The 17,368-nt window shown below is 46.2% G+C and carries 15 protein-coding genes and 1 riboswitch; all 15 genes read right to left on the reverse strand.

Annotation, left to right across the window (positions count from 1 at the left end; genetic code table 11):
• Window positions 1-9 precede the first annotated feature (9 nt).
• Window positions 10-1,272 (reverse strand): nickel pincer cofactor biosynthesis protein LarC, encoded by a 1,263-nt coding sequence (gene larC / locus OYT88_RS13945; protein ID WP_274400876.1) that lies wholly within the window; start codon window positions 1,270-1,272, stop codon window positions 10-12.
• 20 nt (window positions 1,273-1,292) lie between these two features.
• Window positions 1,293-2,042, reverse strand: coding sequence for a nickel pincer cofactor biosynthesis protein LarB (larB, locus tag OYT88_RS13950; RefSeq protein WP_274400877.1), 750 nt, complete (start codon window positions 2,040-2,042; stop codon window positions 1,293-1,295).
• On the reverse strand, window positions 2,029-2,889 hold the full coding sequence (gene larE, locus OYT88_RS13955) for an ATP-dependent sacrificial sulfur transferase LarE (protein WP_274400878.1): 861 nt from the start codon (window positions 2,887-2,889) through the stop codon (window positions 2,029-2,031). Before larE ends, larB begins: the two co-directional genes overlap by 14 nt.
• A 247-nt stretch (window positions 2,890-3,136) precedes the next feature.
• Window positions 3,137-3,538, reverse strand: coding sequence for a MerR family transcriptional regulator (locus OYT88_RS13960; protein ID WP_274400879.1), 402 nt, complete (start codon window positions 3,536-3,538; stop codon window positions 3,137-3,139).
• 559 nt (window positions 3,539-4,097) lie between these two features.
• Window positions 4,098-4,976 carry a DUF362 domain-containing protein gene (locus OYT88_RS13965; protein WP_274400881.1) on the reverse strand — a complete coding sequence of 293 codons (879 nt, stop codon included), beginning with the start codon at window positions 4,974-4,976 and terminating at the stop codon, window positions 4,098-4,100.
• Between the two features lie 254 nt (window positions 4,977-5,230).
• On the reverse strand, window positions 5,231-6,277 hold the full coding sequence (locus tag OYT88_RS13970; RefSeq protein ID WP_274400883.1) for an NAD(P)-dependent alcohol dehydrogenase: 1,047 nt from the start codon (window positions 6,275-6,277) through the stop codon (window positions 5,231-5,233).
• A gap of 296 nt (window positions 6,278-6,573) precedes the next feature.
• Window positions 6,574-7,218, reverse strand: coding sequence for an NAD(P)H-binding protein (locus OYT88_RS13975; protein ID WP_274400885.1), 645 nt, complete (start codon window positions 7,216-7,218; stop codon window positions 6,574-6,576).
• Window positions 7,219-7,303: 85 nt separating this feature from the next.
• Complete coding sequence (locus OYT88_RS13980) at window positions 7,304-8,431, reverse strand: NADH-dependent flavin oxidoreductase (RefSeq protein ID WP_274400887.1); 1,128 nt, start codon at window positions 8,429-8,431, stop codon at window positions 7,304-7,306.
• Window positions 8,432-8,822: 391 nt separating this feature from the next.
• The gene (locus OYT88_RS13985; protein ID WP_274400888.1) at window positions 8,823-9,812 is read right to left on the reverse strand and encodes an aldo/keto reductase; all 990 of its coding nucleotides are present in this window, start codon (window positions 9,810-9,812) and stop codon (window positions 8,823-8,825) included.
• Window positions 9,813-9,841: 29 nt separating this feature from the next.
• Window positions 9,842-10,672, reverse strand: coding sequence for an oxidoreductase (locus OYT88_RS13990; RefSeq protein WP_274400890.1), 831 nt, complete (start codon window positions 10,670-10,672; stop codon window positions 9,842-9,844).
• A gap of 168 nt (window positions 10,673-10,840) precedes the next feature.
• Window positions 10,841-11,590, reverse strand: coding sequence for an SDR family oxidoreductase (locus OYT88_RS13995; RefSeq protein ID WP_274400892.1), 750 nt, complete (start codon window positions 11,588-11,590; stop codon window positions 10,841-10,843).
• A gap of 263 nt (window positions 11,591-11,853) precedes the next feature.
• Window positions 11,854-13,110: a flagellin lysine-N-methylase gene (gene fliB, locus OYT88_RS14000; protein ID WP_274400893.1), complete on the reverse strand. Its 1,257-nt coding sequence runs from the start codon at window positions 13,108-13,110 to the stop codon at window positions 11,854-11,856.
• 942 nt (window positions 13,111-14,052) lie between these two features.
• Entirely contained in the window at window positions 14,053-14,637 is a 585-nt protein-coding gene (locus OYT88_RS14005) for a folate family ECF transporter S component (RefSeq protein ID WP_274400895.1), read from the reverse strand.
• Between the two features lie 58 nt (window positions 14,638-14,695).
• A riboswitch (THF riboswitch) is annotated at window positions 14,696-14,794 on the reverse strand.
• Between the two features lie 382 nt (window positions 14,795-15,176).
• On the reverse strand, window positions 15,177-16,469 hold the full coding sequence (locus tag OYT88_RS14010) for an MFS transporter (protein ID WP_274400897.1): 1,293 nt from the start codon (window positions 16,467-16,469) through the stop codon (window positions 15,177-15,179).
• A 203-nt stretch (window positions 16,470-16,672) separates the two neighbouring features.
• Window positions 16,673-17,248 (reverse strand): TetR/AcrR family transcriptional regulator, encoded by a 576-nt coding sequence (locus OYT88_RS14015; protein WP_274400899.1) that lies wholly within the window; start codon window positions 17,246-17,248, stop codon window positions 16,673-16,675.
• Between the last annotated feature and the right edge of the window lie 120 nt (window positions 17,249-17,368).

The following is a 17,368-nucleotide window of genomic DNA, read 5'->3' on the forward strand; positions in this document are numbered from 1 at the left end:
ACTATTTTTCTACTCATTGGGATTATCCTCCATCTTTGCTCTCATGTTATTTAAGGCATCATAAACGGAATCATATACTTGATGCAGGGGCAGCGCGTGCGCTTTGGCCAGACGGACACAGTCCTCATACTCAGGAGCATCCTTTTCTATTTCTTTTAGGAAAGCATGCTTCACGCGCACCTTTCCAAATTTTGTTTGGACGGTTCTGAATTCCCGGTTCATCGTATAACGGGAACAGGGAAAAGTCCGAACCCCGAGCGTCGTTGTCTCCTCAAAAATTATCTGCGTCATTTTCTTAACATCTTCGGGTTTGGCAAGTACAGACAGCACCGCTGCAGGCCGGTTCTTCTTCATATAAATGGGTGTGAAAAATACATCCAGAGCACCTTCGTCAAACAACCGGTTCATCGTATAGCCCAGCATTTCACCATTCTGATTATCAATATTGGCTTCCAGAAGCATAATCTCATCGACCGGGTTCTCCGGCACATTTTCCTTCATCTCGCCAAGGATACCGCGCAGCGCGTTCATTCGTCCCGTCTGCCGTTTCCCTGTTCCATAGCCAATCCGCTTGATATCCATCAAAGGCATTTTCCCAAAATCGGCGGCAATGGTCTTGATAATCGCCATTCCGGTCGGTGTAATCAGTTCTGTCGGAATATCCTCCTGAACGTATGGAATACGCCTTTCACTGGAAGCCAGCATTTGGGCAACCGCCGGCACGGGAACGGGCATCACCCCGTGCGCACAGTTAATAAATCCGTTTCCGTCGTGCAGGACGGAAGCAAAAACTTTTTCTACGCCCAGAAGCTCCAGACCGATAAACGTGCCGACAATATCGACAATACTGTCGACGGCGCCGATTTCATGAAAGTGAACCTCCTGAACCGGTTTATTGTGTACATGCGCTTCGGCACAGGCAATTTCTTTAAAGGTGCCGGCCGCTCCTGACTTAACCCGGTCAGACAGGCTGCTCCCGTTAATAATCGCAAGACAATCTTCCAAATTGCGTGAATGGGCGGAATGGTCGTGATGTGCGTGTGCATGCTGCTGCATCTGATCGGGCGAAGAATCGTCGCTCAGCTGAACATCGGCATCGGTACCGCTGATCCCGCTGGTCATTTTTTGGGTAAAGTTCAATTGATACCCGTCCACATGCAATTTTCTGAGTTCTTCGCTCAGTCTTTCGGGGTCAACGCCGAGATCAATCAGGGTTCCTAAAAGCATGTCCCCGCTGATTCCGGAAAAACAGTCAAAAAATAACGTCTTCAATTCTCTCACCTGCCGCTTTTTCAATCTTTCATAATCAGACTGGCCGTATACGCCGCGCCAAAGCCATTATCAATATTGACAACACTGACACCGCTCGCGCAGCTGTTTAACATCGTCAGCAAAGCAGCGATGCCATGAAAACTGGCACCGTACCCGACACTTGTCGGAACGGCAAGCACCGGCCGATCAACCAGGCCGCCGACAACACTGGCAAGTGCACCCTCCATACCGGCGACGACAATGACAACATAAGCCCCGCGCAGCTTGTCCAGCCGGGCCAGCAGGCGGTGAAGGCCGGCTACTCCCACATCATAGAGACGTTCCACACGATTTCCAAATGTTTCTGCCGTAACCGCAGCTTCTTCGGCGACCGGCATATCGGAGGTCCCCGCTGTTACCACGGCGATGTAACGCTCCGGATGAAAGTCTTCTTTCTTCGGATTGACGACGATACAGCGGGCAGATTTATGATAGACAGCATTGGGCGCAATCTCGCGCACCGCTTCAAACATCTCTTTTGTCGCCCGCGTCCCGAGAATATTGTTATCCGTTTTCATCAGTGCGCCGGTAATGCCTTTGATCTGGTCAATCGTTTTCCCCTCGCAATAAATAACTTCCGGAAACCCATTTCGAATTTTCCGGTGATGATCGATCTTCGCGTAACCGAGATCCTCAAAAGGGAGGGTTTTTAAATGCTCAAGCGCATCATCGACAGGAAGCGTACCGTTTTGTACCTGCCGCAGCAGCGAACGAAGTTTATCTTGAGCCATAGCTGCTCATCTTTACCCTGTTCTTAATCTTTTCGTTCAGCACTTCGTTCATGCTGCCCGAACGATAACCGTTCAGATCAAGGGTTGTATAACTGAATCCGATTTTTTTAAATTTTTCAGCCACGTCATCCATGATCTCCGTGCTGAAAAAGAACTGGCGTTCTTCAGGGCCGACCTCAATCCGGGCAATATTGCCATGATGATAACGCACCCGCACATGTTTCAGATGATAACTTTTCAGTACTTTTTCAGCAGCACTGATTTTATCCAGTTTTTCCTGAGTAATGTGTTCCCCGTATTGTATCCTCGAAGCCAGGCAGCTGCCTGCCGGTTTATTCCACGTCTTCAGGTGATACTGCCTGGAAAAATAACGGATATCCGATTTTGACAGACCGGCTTCTTTCAACGGGCTGACAACACCGATTTCGTCAAGCGCACGCAAACCCGGGCGATAATCCCCCGCATCATCCGCATTGATCCCGGCGGCAATCCATTTAAAACCGCGTTTTTGCGCTTCTTTAGCCATACTGGTGAATTCAATCGTTTTGCAGACATAGCACCGTGTCGGCGAATTGTGCCGGAAGGACGGCGTATCGAGCTGATTCAGTCTGACGATAGCGAAGGGAACACCGCTTGCACGATAGAATGCCTGAACATCCTTTAGATCATCCTCTGTGACAGTCGGCGACTGGACGGTCAGCCCAAGTGCGCCATCGCCCAGCTCGTCACAGGCAACTTTCAGCAAAAAAGTGCTGTCTACTCCTCCGGAACAAGCGACCGCTATTTTTTCGTAATGATGCAGAAGCGCTTTGAGTTTATTTAATTTGCCAGTCCGATCATCCGTCATTTTAAAATCCCCTTTCGGCATCGATTTTTAACCAAGCAGATTTTACAGTTGCAGTTTTATAGAACACTCATTGATCGATCATTGGTCCGCTGCAGAATCTATAGATAATAAAAAAGCTAAAAGCGAAATAAAACAAGGGCCTTCGGCTTGTTTCAGTCAACTGCAACAAGCAAAGATTCTCCTTCTTCTTCTCTGTTCCAATCTTTATGAATTCCATTAAAATCGATCGCCGGACAATATGACATCGCTAATTCTTTATGTGTTTTTCTTTCTCTTCGATTAATTCATGTTCCTTTTTTAATAAGGTACCACCATAGCCCTCTATTTTATGATCAAGTCTTTCTAACGTCTCCTTCATCTCATTTATTTTGATGATCAACTTATCGCGTTGTTCCAGCAGCAGCTCTTCCCTTGCTTCAATTGTATCGTCTCCCTGTTTACAAAGTGTAAGATATTCAATCAGCACTTCGATCGGAAGACCTGCCTTTCTCATACATTTGATAAACTCGACCCAATTTAAGTCTTCCTTACTGTAATCCCGAATACCGTTCTTTTTTCTTCGAACGGCGGGTATCAGTTTTATTCTTTCATAGTATCGAAGCGTATCAGCCGATATATTGTATTTCTTACTGACTTCTGCGATATACATTTTCTCCTCCTTCTCTCTTATGAAGGATATTCCATGGGATCAAAAAACGATTGAAAAGCGAACGGATAATACGATTGCTTTTTTATAAGAACGCAAGCCTCCACAGATAATATATTTCTTCCTGATCCATATTTTTACGGATTTAAATCACGTGCCCTATTCATGAGATCTACTCTGCAACATGAGAGACGTTGAAAGTCTCGAAATCACGCCATGCCGGATCGCTTTCACATGTTGGTAAAGATCGCCCAAAATGTTCATGGGCTACTTGAGAAAGGAAAAGGCAGTCTGATGACCCGCGGCCGGCATGCGAATTGGCAACAGGTGCCTGGGAATCGAATGTTTTGAACAAAGGGACAAGCATGACGAAGCGTGAATACGTTGTCCATTCGCAAAACAGGCAGCCGTTGATAACGTTGATGTTCCTTTTTAGGGCCGCTTCAGCAACTAGCTGGCGATGAGCCTTTATAGGACATGACGAAAACTACCGGCGGGAACAGGCAGAGAACAGTTATTTCTTTCATACTTGCATAATTAATTTTTATCGATTAATGATCCATTAATCAATCGAAACGAGATCATATTCCCGCTCACCCAATCCTAAGTCTGCAGCAGCTTCTACGGTGTGGATACCGTGTCGGGATTCCATTCTCTCAATCAGGGCCGCTTTTCCTTCATCCGGAGAGCTATAGACCGCATCCACACTAGCCTGATCCACTGCCACCGGATCTGTGGAAGCGAATATGCCGATGTCGGCCATCTCAGGATCATGAGGATTGGAATCGCAGTCGCAGTCCACTGACAATTTGTTCGCCACGTTGATATACACCATGTTTTTTCTGCCCATATAATTGATCACCGACTGATCTGCCTCAGCCATAGATTCCAAAAACGAATCCTGGTCGGTTGAAAATGAATCCTCAAACGAATGGCCCTTTGCCGCAGTGTGTATCCACATTTTTCCATGGGCCGAGGCCACTCCGATCGACATGTTTTTCAGCGCACCGCCAAAGCCACCCATCGCGTGTCCCTTAAAATGAGACAACATCAGCATCGAATCGTATTTTTCCAAATGTGCCCCCACATAATTTTCTTTCAGATGCTTCCCGTTTGCGACCGGAAGCGGCATCTCACCCTCTTCATCCATAATATCGCAGGGAGCTATCGCCCTGAACCCATGATCCTCAAAAGTCTTCCAATGATCTTCGGGCGTATGTCTCTTACCGGGATAAGCCGTATTGCACTCCACAATGGTACCGTTCAGCTTGGCAACCAAATCTTTAATCAGATCGGGATCCAAAAAGTTATGACCTCCCGGTTCTCCGGTAGAAATTTTAACTGCTACCTTACCGTTGAGAGCCACATTCATTGCATTGAAAATCTTGATAAGACTATCAGGTGTAATCTCTTTCGTAAAATATACTTCAGATTTTGCCATTGTTATCCCTACCTGTTTTCATTATTTTCAGATAAATGTCTGATTTTCTCCCGGTTACGGACAGTCCTGATCACCTTATTCTTTCCTTAAGGGGATGCAGGACAACCGGCAGCCAAGGCCATTGTTCATGCCGGTAACTTCAAGACAATATAACATCCTCAACAATCCATGTTGTATTGACAAAGATTACGGCATTTTCTGCTCTCCTCTGCCAGAGCGATTAAAGAAGCAAATGACTCCATATTTAGAGAACATCACAAAGTCGCCATATCAATAACAAATCGATAACGGACATCGCTATTCAGAATTCGCTTATAGGCCTCAGAAACCTGATCAATGGAAATCATCTCAATCTTCGGAGCAACATTGTGTTCGGCTGCAAAGTTGATCATTTCCTGCGTCATGGGCAGTCCGCCAACGTTTGAAGCTGTAATGATTTTTTCACCGGCAAACAGGCTGAAGACGTGAAACGACTGCGGCTCGGACGCTAAGCCGACATAAACCATGACGCCGTCCATTTTTAATAATCCCAGAAAGCGATCGACATCCAGACTAACCGCCGTTGTATTTAAAATAAAATCAAATTGACCGGCTAGACCTTTAAAAGTCTGATCGTCACCCGTTACATAGTAGGCATCCGCACCAAACTGTCCGGCTTCATCTTTCTTGCTGGCCGAATGCCCCAATACCGTGACTTCCGCACCAAGAGCATGGGCAAATTGAACGGCAATATGGCCAAGACCGCCCAGCCCGATAATTCCAACACGTTTTCCCGGTCCGACATGCCATTTGTTCATGGGTGAATACGTTGTAATTCCGGCACACAGCATCGGACTGGCTACTGCAAGATCCATATTGTCGGGAATTTTTACCACAAAATGATCCTTCACCACAATGCTTTGACTATATCCTCCATAAGTCAAATGGCCATCATAGTCAGTGGAATTAAAGACAACGACAACGCCTTTTTCACAAAACTGTTCTTGTCCGTTTAAGCAATTTTCACATTCACCACAAGAATCAACAAAACAACCAACGCCAACATGATCGCCGATCTTAAAGTCAGTAACCTCGGAACCAACGGCTGAAACTACGCCGGTGATTTCGTGACCGGGTATAATCGGGAAAGTAGAATTTCCAAAATCATTGTCAACCTGGTGAATATCCGAGTGGCAAATTCCACAATATTTAATATCAATGGCTACATCATCCGGACGAAGGTCACGTCGTATAATCGTACATCTTTCAAATGATGAGTAATCGGGACTTGTTGCTCGAAATGCTTTCACTTCCTGACTCATTAATTCTCCTCCTTAAATAATTTCTCAATACTCTGGACCTGCGGAAAAATTCAACCAGCAATTCTTAATAGCAGCTGTCGCCTGAATCTCTATCAAGCCAACAAGAACAATTAAGGGCAAAGAATCAGTGAATTCTACCATCTGTCAGCTTAGCACTTGAAGCAGGCTCCAAGTCAAGCGATATTATCGAAAATTTACCGTTTAAATTTCATAAGAATTCTAAGTCAAGCTTATTTTGAGCTTTTGCCGCTCGCCATTCCAACGATCATCTTTACAAATATCTTCATTATTTAAAATCAATAGACAGGCCGATTACCATCCGTGCCGGGCTTATCTACTCCAATGCCTGCTTTATTGGCAAAAGCCGGATCGGCAATGATTCTCAAGACGACATCCGCAACGCTTGCTCTTGAAACAGTGGTCCCCTTGAACTGCTCGCCCTTTTGAGTGATCTCGTAGTTCACTTCGGGTTTATTGGTTAGCCAGGCCAGACGCAATATAGTGTAATCGAGACCGGAGTCTTCAAGCAAATCAGCAGATTGCCGGCCAATTTTCAGGCCTTTGCCGACCATTTGCTTATTCCACTCACCAAAGGCACCCGGCACCTCTCCGTAAATCCCCAAGTCGTTAATTGAAATCACTCGTTTAACGTTATTGACCCTCATTGCATTGATAATCTCTTGCGTTAAGCCAACGCTGCCTGTCGCTCCCATAGCAGCGAAAACAATATCCTGACTTTGCATAGCGGACGATAGAATCTTTTGCTCCATCACATCGCCTTCAATAACGCTGGCTCGTTCATTATCCGCCAGATCATTGATGCGATGGCTCTTTCTCAAAAAAAGTGTCAAATGAATATCCGCATATTTTGAATTACTAAAGATCTTTGATTCCACTAAACGGGCAATGGCACCATTTGCACCTAAAATCACCACTTTCATAAAATAAAGCCCCTCCTAAAAATCTGATTGATTCATTGCTATTCAACGTACAAAACCATTCTCAGATCTGAACTTAACTTCAAATTTAAAACCAGCCCGGTGTCGTTTGAATCACGTGCCGGAGCTTTTCGGGAAGATCAATAGCACCTGCGCTTGCAGCTTGCAGCTTTGTTTTTATCTCTTCTTCGCGTCCGTCCGCGACCCATTCCACCCAAGTCGGATTTATAATCAAGGCCCGGCCTAGAGCAACCAGGGGTAAGCCCAGCTCTAACGCTTTGAGCGCATCATCCGGTTTTCTAACGGAACCTGCAGCAATTAAGGGGATTCTTCTGTCTGCTCTTTCCACAATCAATTCCAACCGTGTTTTTTCATTTGGATTATTTTTATATTTTTCGAAGACATTGCCTAATGAAGCATGAATATAATCTAAACCTTCTTCCGCCAATCGATCGATTAATACATAGGTATCGTCCATCGCCAGTCCGTCCTTTATCGACCGTTCTTCAGGGGAGAACCGATAGCCCACGATAAAGGGTTTTTTCGCATATTTTTTAACGGTTTTCTTAATTTCCCGAACAACGGCAAGCGGGAAGCGCAAACGGTTTTCAAGTGTTCCGCCCCATTGATCCTTCCGTTGATTGAAATGCGGAGAAAAAAAGTTTTGAATTAAAAATCCATGAGCGCCATGTACCTCCACGCCATCAAAACCGGCTTCGATCGCACGCCGTGTGGTTTCCCCAAACTGCTTAATGATATCCAGGATTTCTTTTTCTGTAAGCGCTCTCGGCCTGACGCCTGGCCCGGCAAACGGAGTCGTCGCTTCTGTTTCTATTGGGCTCGCACTGACAAGATCGCCGTTCGGGATGAGTTCCGCGGCGGCTTTATTGCCGGCATGAAAAATCTGCAATACAGCGGGAGCGCCGCCGCATTTGGCCGCATCTGCCAGTTTCCGCAGACTGGGGATAAATTTATCATCATATCCGGCAAATTCGTTAGTAAAGCCGATTCCGTTCGCTGCAACGAATGTAGTACCGGTAATCACCAGTCCCGCACCGTTTACTCTGCGTTTGTAATATTTTACTTCTTCGTCTGAAACCGTCAGATCATCATTCGCCGACCATGTTGTCATCGGTGCCATGACGATCCGATTTCTGACGGTTATTCCGCTTTTGAACGTCAGGGGTTCCATTAACTTGCTATATTTCTGCTTCATAATCTGCTCTCCCTTCGTTTTAAAAATTATGGACCTTGCCTTGTTTAAATAGGCATCCCGGATGGATATGAAAGAACTTAGAAATCGTGCTATAGCCGCAAAAATGAAAACAAGCCTAATCTTTGGATTAACTGGACGCACAGGTACCGGAATTCACATCTAAAAAGGCAAAAAAACACTGTCTTAATGTTCTTAAAAGGTTAAGACAGCGTTCTCTATGAAACGCATCGGCACGTACAGAATCGTTGAATGAAAGGAGATATTTTTCCTGTTATAATGACTTGCCTCTGAACTATAAAGGAAGAATCAGAACAGATCTTGACCTGCCGTTGGTCATCAAAGAGCCATTACTGATTAAAATGCCGACCTTACAGAGACATATAAGGAAAAATTACAAGCCGGCTCTTTTGGCGAATTCTTCCGGATAACGGGCTCCTGTGATCGAAATTTTGTTCAGTGTTTCGTCGATGCGTACAAGATCTTCCGACGTCAATTCAATGTCCGCGCTCCCGAGGTTCTCTTCAAGACGTCCCAGTTTCCGGGTCCCCGGAATCGGAACAATCCACGGTTTCCTTGACAGGATCCAGGCAAGAGCAATTTGTGCCGGTGTAGCTTTTTTCTCCTTGGCAAAATCTTTCACAAAATCAACAACAGTCTGATTGGCTTCCATGGCTTCCGGTGAAAAACGGGGATATTGGGAACGCAGGTCTCCTTCGCCGAAAGTGGTATTTTTATTGAACCGGCCAGTCAGAAAGCCTTTCCCCAAGGGGCTGAAGGGTACAAAGCCGATGCCGAGCTCTTCGAGAGCAGGCAGCAGCTCTTTTTCCGGTTCTCTCCACCACATGGAATATTCGCTCTGGACCGCCGTCAGAGGGCAGACCGCATGGGCGCGGCGGATCGTCTGAACGCCGGCTTCAGAAAGGCCCCAGTGGCGGATTTTCCCCTGTTTCATTAGGTCCTTCATTGTTTCTGCAACTTCTTCAATCGGAACCTTGGGATCCACTCGATGAAGATAATACAAGTCAACATAATCTGTCTGCAACCGTTTCAGAGATCCGTCAATGGACCGGCGAATGACTTCCGGCCTGCCATCGACAACCTGTTTACCGTCCACCATCTTAATGCCGCACTTCGTCGCAAGGACAATCTTGTCTCTGTAAGGTTTCAGGGCTTTTCCAACCAGTTCTTCATTGCTATACGATCCATAAACATAAACCTCTGCCGTATCAAAAAAGGTGACGCCTTTCTCTACGGCGGAATGGAGCAGCGAGATCATTTCCTTTTCGTCTGCCGGAACGCCATAGCCGTGGCTCATCCCCATACAGCCGAGTCCGATCGCAGAAACCTCAAGACCGGATTGGCCTAACATACGTTTTTTCATTTCAAAGCCTCCTACATTCGAAATCTCTTTTAAGCCTGGAAATCGGTGGTTATACTGTCCCTTTTCCATGCTTCCACTTGAGCACGATCCGCATCAAGCGCACCGCTGACCACCCGAACAGCGTCGCTTCCCAATAATAGCAATGACGGCGGATTCGGAGCTTCGACCGCTTTGATGATCAGCTGCGCCCCTCTCGCAGGGTCGCCGATCTGATGTCCGTCCGTTTGGTCATTCTCTATTCGGCGACGCCCGGCGGTTTCGGCGTAGTCAGCAATAGCAGTTTTGGACTGCTGCAATGAGCGCCCGGAAAAATCGGTTCTGAATTCCCCAGGTTCAACCACGATAACCTTAATGCCGAGGGGGCCGACTTCCTCACTGAGCCCCCTGGATAATCCCTCAAGGGCGCACTTCGTCGCCGAATAGTAGCCGGATCCCGGCGCGGTAATCCGTGCGGCGATCGAAGAAATATTCACGATGGTGCCCTTATGTCTTGCCCGCATGCCGGGCAGTACGGCCTTTATCAATGCGGCAGGCCCGAAGAAGTTGGTGGCGAAAAGCTCATCGACTCCGGCTTCATCCGCCTCTTCCACAGCGGCGCGATATCCGTGTCCCGCATTATTGACGAGAACATCCACTCCGCCGAATCGTGCCTCCCCCTGCTGTACCGCCTGGACAACCTGCGCATGGTCGGTCACGTCCAATGGGAGAGCCAGTGCTGCACTGGGATAGGCATCCACAATTTTCTGGACAGCGGACAGCTTTCTCGCGGTAACAACCGCGTTATTCCCATGTTTCAGCACAGCCTGAGCGAGATTGCGGCCGAGGCCGCTCGAACAACCGGTAATTAACCATGTAGACATATATCGTTTTCCCCCGCTTTCCCGATCTATTTTTGTCCTTTATATGAACTCGCGTCATCAATCACACTATTTTTAATAGGCGGAATACCCCGTGGTTCGTTGCAGGCTTCGACCATTTGCCGTTTGTCTTACGAATTCGTGCGGACTGCTTGGCTATCTTGTCAAAAATTATAATTGTTGAGCTGTTGGACGAATAATGATTTCGTTCATGCCCGTATCCTCAGGGGTATTAACGGCAAAGGCAATGGCCTGGGCCACCCGATCGGCACTGACGGCAAACTCATTATAGAATGTGTCCAGTGCTGCTTTCTGCTTCTTATCCGTTACATGCTCCGTTAATTCAGTGGCAATAGCCCCCGGAGAAATAATCGTCACACGAACGTGGCTTTGTGCCAGTGCTTCTTCCTGACGAAGCGCGTCGCTAATCGCACGAACGCCAAACTTCGTTGCGTCATACACGCCGGCTGCCGGAGTAACGACGTGGCCGGCTACCGATGAAATATTGATAAAATGCCCGCTCTTTTGTTCACGCATGATTGGTAACACGGCATGAATGCCATACAGGACCCCGCGCAGGTTGACATCAATCATTCGATTCCAATCATCGACCCTGCCTTTGATAAATTCCGAGTGCGGCATTAAACCGGCATTGTTCATCCAAACGTCGATTCGGCCATATGCATCAAGCGCCGTCTGAGCTAAAGCTTTGACCTCGTCTAAAGAAGTCACATCGGTGACCTTATAAGCGGCTTCGCCGCCGGCCTTTTTAATAGCTTCCGCAATTTGGTTTAATCGTTCTTCACGACGGGCACCGAGAACAATTTTATTTCCCTGGCTCGCCAATAGCTTGGCCGTCGCTTCACCGATTCCGCTTGAAGCACCGGTAATGACCATCACTTTACTTGTTGTCTCTGACATGCTGATTCCTTCTTTCTTCGTTCTGTGATTTCATTCTAAATCCTGAAGTCAGCTCCAAGTCAAGAAATCAATTTTCTTCTTTCATTTAATTCTTTAATTGGAGTTGAGGCCTAAACGAGAGGGTTCAGAAAATGCCAGCATGCGGGCACGGTCATCCAGATCACTGCTGTGAAAGTGAAGCGATCAAAATGCTCAATAACATCCAGCTTTGTATACCTCACGTATTGCAAGCCAATTGGGTAAGTTCTGTTTTTACAGTGCATTCAATTTTTAATGAGCATTGCGGCGCAGGCAACATTGAATATCTTGTTCTCATCAAAAAACTGAAGGAGCCTTTGAAGATAGGCAGCATCGTGACCGATGTTTTTGTCAAAGGACTGGATCAGTGTCAGAACCTGCTGTGTCCCGAACTGATCTCGATAATACCCCGCCATGCCGACCAATAAGTTTTTAATCAGTGCATAATGCAACGTCAGCAGCATGTATTCCGTGAACATTGTTTCCGGAACAACGAAAATATCCTTCTTATAAATACTTTTCTGCTTACCAAAGGGGAAAAGCGTCTTGAAACAATAATTTACAAAATAATTTTCAAAAATGTATTCATGCTGCGCCATAAAGGGATCATAGCAGCCGGTTTTGATTGTCGCAAAAGTTTCGTGCAAAACATGATCTGACATTTCCATCGTGAAATGTAATCCCTGCTTGCATTGATCGATGCACTCTGAAAAACGCTGGCCGGGCACACCCGTTTTTAAGCGATATTCCAACAGGATCATCAAGGTTTTCAGCATTGATGCAGGTTGCTTCGGAATGCTGTCAATAAACTGATTAAATCCGAAGTTAGTGACCAAACGGGTGTATTCATAGATGAGCTGAATCATTTCATCTTTCGGACGGTCATGCTTCAGATTCAGGTCATTGCAGAAACGGCCAAGGATCACCAAACGGTCTTCAAAGCAATAATTCCGATTCTGCAAAAGCGCTAATACAAAGGCGCGTCCTTCTTCAAAATACGGATAAACCTGATTGGGATAATCCGTATCCGATGATTTTATAGTCGGAATTTTACTGATCCTTGAGTCCTTCTTAATATCTGAAAGAGATAACTGCATTGGGAGCGGGTCAAGCAGGGCAAGACGGGCAGCATGCGGGCATGACAGATCCAGTGACAATTCCAACTTTCCATTCACGAGGTTGTAGTTACGGGGAAAAATGCCACAGGTAACGGACAAATAGCGTTCACCGTATGCCTCCTGTATGCGGCATAGTTTTTTATCGTTCAGAAAGGGACATGTATTCTCTGATAATATGACTTCCGCAAAGTCTCCTTCGACCGACATAATACCGTCTCTTGTTATTTTTCCGCTAAACAGATCGTCCCTGCGGCTGAGTTCCTGATATTTTCCATAGCTTTCGTCGTCGATGGTAATCCTCCATCCGCGACAGCAGGTATCTTCACAGTCTGAAGCGATACATGTAAATTTAGATACGTAATCCGGTTGTAATGCTTTTTTCAAAGTTCACACTCCGATGAAGCCAGTCCCATCCCGAACCTTCTTATTTTTTGACTCCAATTTTTTGCCAATCTGCTGCGATATATTCTGCGTTATCCTGCGTGCTGTTTACGTCGCTGTCCCGATTCGCAGGACCGTCCTCCAGGACAGTTGCCTTCGGGCAAAGTTTTTACGCCGCTGCCCTCGTGCGCGGTGGTGGTATCATGATTTTTCCAGAAAAGTCATACCGGCGGAGCTATCGGCCCTGCCAGATGGGAGAAACAATAAAAATCACATTGCAAGATGCCATACTTCCTATTTCCGCCCCCTTTTTTTCAGCGTGTGTTTGTAATTTTCACTCTGTTCCTTTTGGCATGACTCGCAGGCGTATTGCAATTGCTCGGACACGTTTTTGTGAACATTGGGGTACCCCCGCCGCACATACCGGTACGGCATGAACCGGACTGCCGTCTTACCGTATTCGGCGGCAATGCTCGTAAGCGTTGTATAGCTAAAAATGCCGTTTTTTACCTTTCAGGACCCATCGCACAACGGTTGTATAAATCCCTTTTTCAAGAGTAGATTATTCACTTCACAAAGTATCTTACAACTTGGAGTAGACTCAAAGTAAAGTGTTTTTTTCTTATTATCGGAAAAAATTTTGTGGCCGGTTGTAGAATCAATTTAGCCAGTTAGGTTGGGACACAAAAACATCGGACCTTTACACATTTTGCTCCGCTGAGATCACTTATAAGATCAAGCATCCGACGCATGGTAACCATCTCATTGCTTATAATGCAGCCTTTATCGGCTGACAGTGCATTCTGTTTACAAGAAAAATCCGCCGGATGATCCGGCGGATTTTTCAATGAATCGCTGCAGTACCAGCACTAATACTGTCGGAAGGGAGCTGATTTTGCAGCTGATGTCTTTTATGCTGTTTCCGTGAAAGTCCGGCAGTAGGCCTTAAAAAAGCGGGATCCGCTGCCGGTGCCTGCCGGACAGCAGATGAGCACGGATGAGAACCGGCAGCAGTATTTGCAGTGTCATATAAAGCATGGCGACTTCGATCGGCAGCATCAGCGTATTTTTCAGCAAACTGGCGATGAAAAAGAAAGAGTAAGCTTTACCGAACAGCATGGCGCTCCAAAGGCATCCGAGTCCGACATTGATGCCGTAATTGATAATCAGTTTCACGAGTATCAATCGTAGCACAGTGATCCGCTGCCGATAGAGAAACAAACCGTAAATCAGCCCACTGAGTATTGCCGACAACGTATAACCGGGAAAAAAGGCACCGCTCGGATGGGCGATGAAACCGACGATATCTGCCGCCGCCCCGGCAGCCGCAGCGACGGCCGGGCCGTAGATCATGGCGCCGAAAGCGAAAAATAAAAAGGTGAAGACAATATGCAGATTTTGCGAAACGGGGATAGCGAATGTACCGGCAACAGTCGCAAGCGCAATGACAAATGCGGCCAACGTCAGCCGGTTCACTTTTTTCAATTCGGCCGCGGCACTTTGCCAATAAGCCTTTGTAAAAATGGACATGAACATTCCTCCTCAATTGGCACTCTTGCCACATAGAGGAGGATGCGCTCCAGAATGCGGCAGCGGGATGCGACGACTGCACGGCAAGCGGTTGCTTTTCGTCCCGGGGACAACTCCCCGTCCCCCGGGCACGTGACCCGCAGTCATCTACTCTGCCAAAAATGTTGTAATTTCATTTTAGTCAAAATATGACAGATTGCAAGTGAAAAATTGTTATGTATACTCGCAAAGCGGTTTTTTCTTACGTTATTAACCAAACGTTCGTTTCTACTAAAAAGGAGAATGTATAAAACATTCAACGATCGGTACCGTTAAGGCCGCATCATAACGGGCAGATCATAAACTGTCCCCTGCTTCATGAATCCGCTCTCCTTGATGCTGCACCTCTCTGTCCGAATAATTTGGAATTGCGCCGCCTGGCTCTCCTAAAAAAGTGGAGACAAAATCTCCAGGTTCGAAGATCAGATTAATTTCCTTAAGAACCGGAAATTCTTCGTTGCCGGTTTAAATGATTTTTTGTACCTTCCGGTCTGAAAATATCATTCCGCTAACCCTCTTTCATTTTTAACAATATCAAAATTTTCTCGATTAATCCGGCGAATCGCTTTAACCCGCATCGCCGCCAAGATGATAAGCAGAACGGCGACACCCGAAGCCACGAACAGTCCGTTGACGCCGATCATTTCAGCTAATGGGCCTGCAAATGCCAGTCCGAGTGGCCCGGGCAGCGTATTTAAAGTTGTTGTTAATCCAATCACGCGGCCAAGAATGCTTTGATCAAAACTGCTCTGCAGCAAGGTTTGGATCGGCGCATTCATTATTGGCAGGAACACACCGCCGAACGCGTTGATGACCGTAAATATGATATAACCGGTCAGATTGCGTGGCAGCAAACCACTGACAAGAAAAACCAATGCCAGCACCGCGGCAGCAATTGCAACCGGCAGCAGACGATGTTGCGTATTGTTTGCGAAGCGGCCAACAAGTATGCCTCCGGAAATCATGCCCAGACCCCAGACCAGATCGATAAGAGTCACCTGCATCAGCGATCCGTGGAAATAATCCGTCGTCATCAATGGGAACATGGATACTGCCGGCATGAAAGCGAATGTGGCGAACGCCGAAGCAATGGTTAAGTCCAGAATCCCTGTCTTATTCTTCAAAGCCCGCCATCCTTCTTTGAAGTCGGCAATAATACTTGTCTGCTGCCCTGAACGTTTTGTCCGGGGGATTCGAGTGAACCCGACTGTCAACGCACCGATCAGCGCCGCCGCAACATTCAACAGCATAATGGCCGAGATCGGAACCGCCGCATAAAGAGCCGCACCTATGACCGGCGGTGCAGTCATGTTCATCGCTTGTAAAATACCGAAGCGCCCGTTGGCATTCAATAATTGATTTTCGGGAACGATTGTCGGCACGACGGATTGTAACGTCGGCTGTTGAACCGTCATCGCCAGACTGCGAATGAAGATGGCAATAAAAACCGCCCAATATTCAAGTTTTCCCCCACCGCCATGGATAAATAATCCAACGGCTGTTATTCCGACAATCACGTCAGCGCCAATCATCAAAATCTTTTTATTAAGCCGATCAATCCATGGACCGGCAAAGGGCGACAAAAGCGCCATTGGCAAAAAGCCCAGGATGTCAGCTAATGATAAAATAATTGGCGAATGACTGGTCAGTGTAAGGTAATACAACAGTGAATAACTCACCACTGCACTAAACACGCCGGCAAATCCCTGTCCAACCAGCAATCGATAAAAATTCGTTCTCCAGTTTGATCCATTTTGATTTGTACTATTTTTCCATGTATGCAAATTATCCATTTTTCCCCTTTTTATAAATGAGCACTCGTTTTTTAATGCGGTTAAAAAAAATAGCTCGAATGGCAGCATCCCCTCTGCTTTTTACTCTTGTATATGAAGATTTTCATAAAAACCTAACCGACATCTGCTGCTCTGCGGATCTTTATTTTGGATGTAAGCCTCAGCATTAATGAGCGCTCGCTTAATATAGTTAAAATTAATGTTCAGGCACGAATTGCGTTAAGCGTTAATAGGACTGTATCCTCAATGTCAGCTTTTGCTAATTTCCGATAGCCCACAATATCTTGGACAATGAGTGTGTCTATGGGTGTTGTTATCACAGCGTACATGACTTCGGGATTGACTTTGATCACGCGTCCATCGTTTATTAGTACATTAAAAAGTGCATCGATTGCAGCATCAATTTTACGGCCTTGTTGTCTTGCTTCGTCACTAATGACTTTCGAATTCATCTCGATCGTCCGTAAAAACATCGTTTCCTTTGGATATTGTAGCGCCCGATTAGCGAAATAACGAATCAATGCCGCTACTTTATCAAAATTATCGACAACGGCTGACAATGCTTTATTAACATTTGCATTCAGTATTTGTTTGACTTCCAGATAAACTTTGCTTAATAAATCTTCTTTATCCCGATAATGGATATATATAGTCGCAGGACTGACGTTGGCTCGCTTCGCAATTTTATTAATGCCGACGCCATTTAATCCTTCTTCCATCGTCAAGTCGTAAATTGCCTGATGGATTGCTTCAAGTGTTGCCGGATTAGTGGTACGCATCTCGCATTTCTTATCCTTTCTGTTTTATACCTTTCGATATAAGTATTATAAGCACTCACTTATCAAAGATCAAGTTTTTTCTTCCTCGTAACAGCCATTCCCGATAAAGCCAATCTTCTC

The organism is Sporolactobacillus sp. CQH2019 (assembly GCF_028765345.1).
Classification (GTDB): Bacteria; Bacillota; Bacilli; order Bacillales; family Sporolactobacillaceae; genus Sporolactobacillus.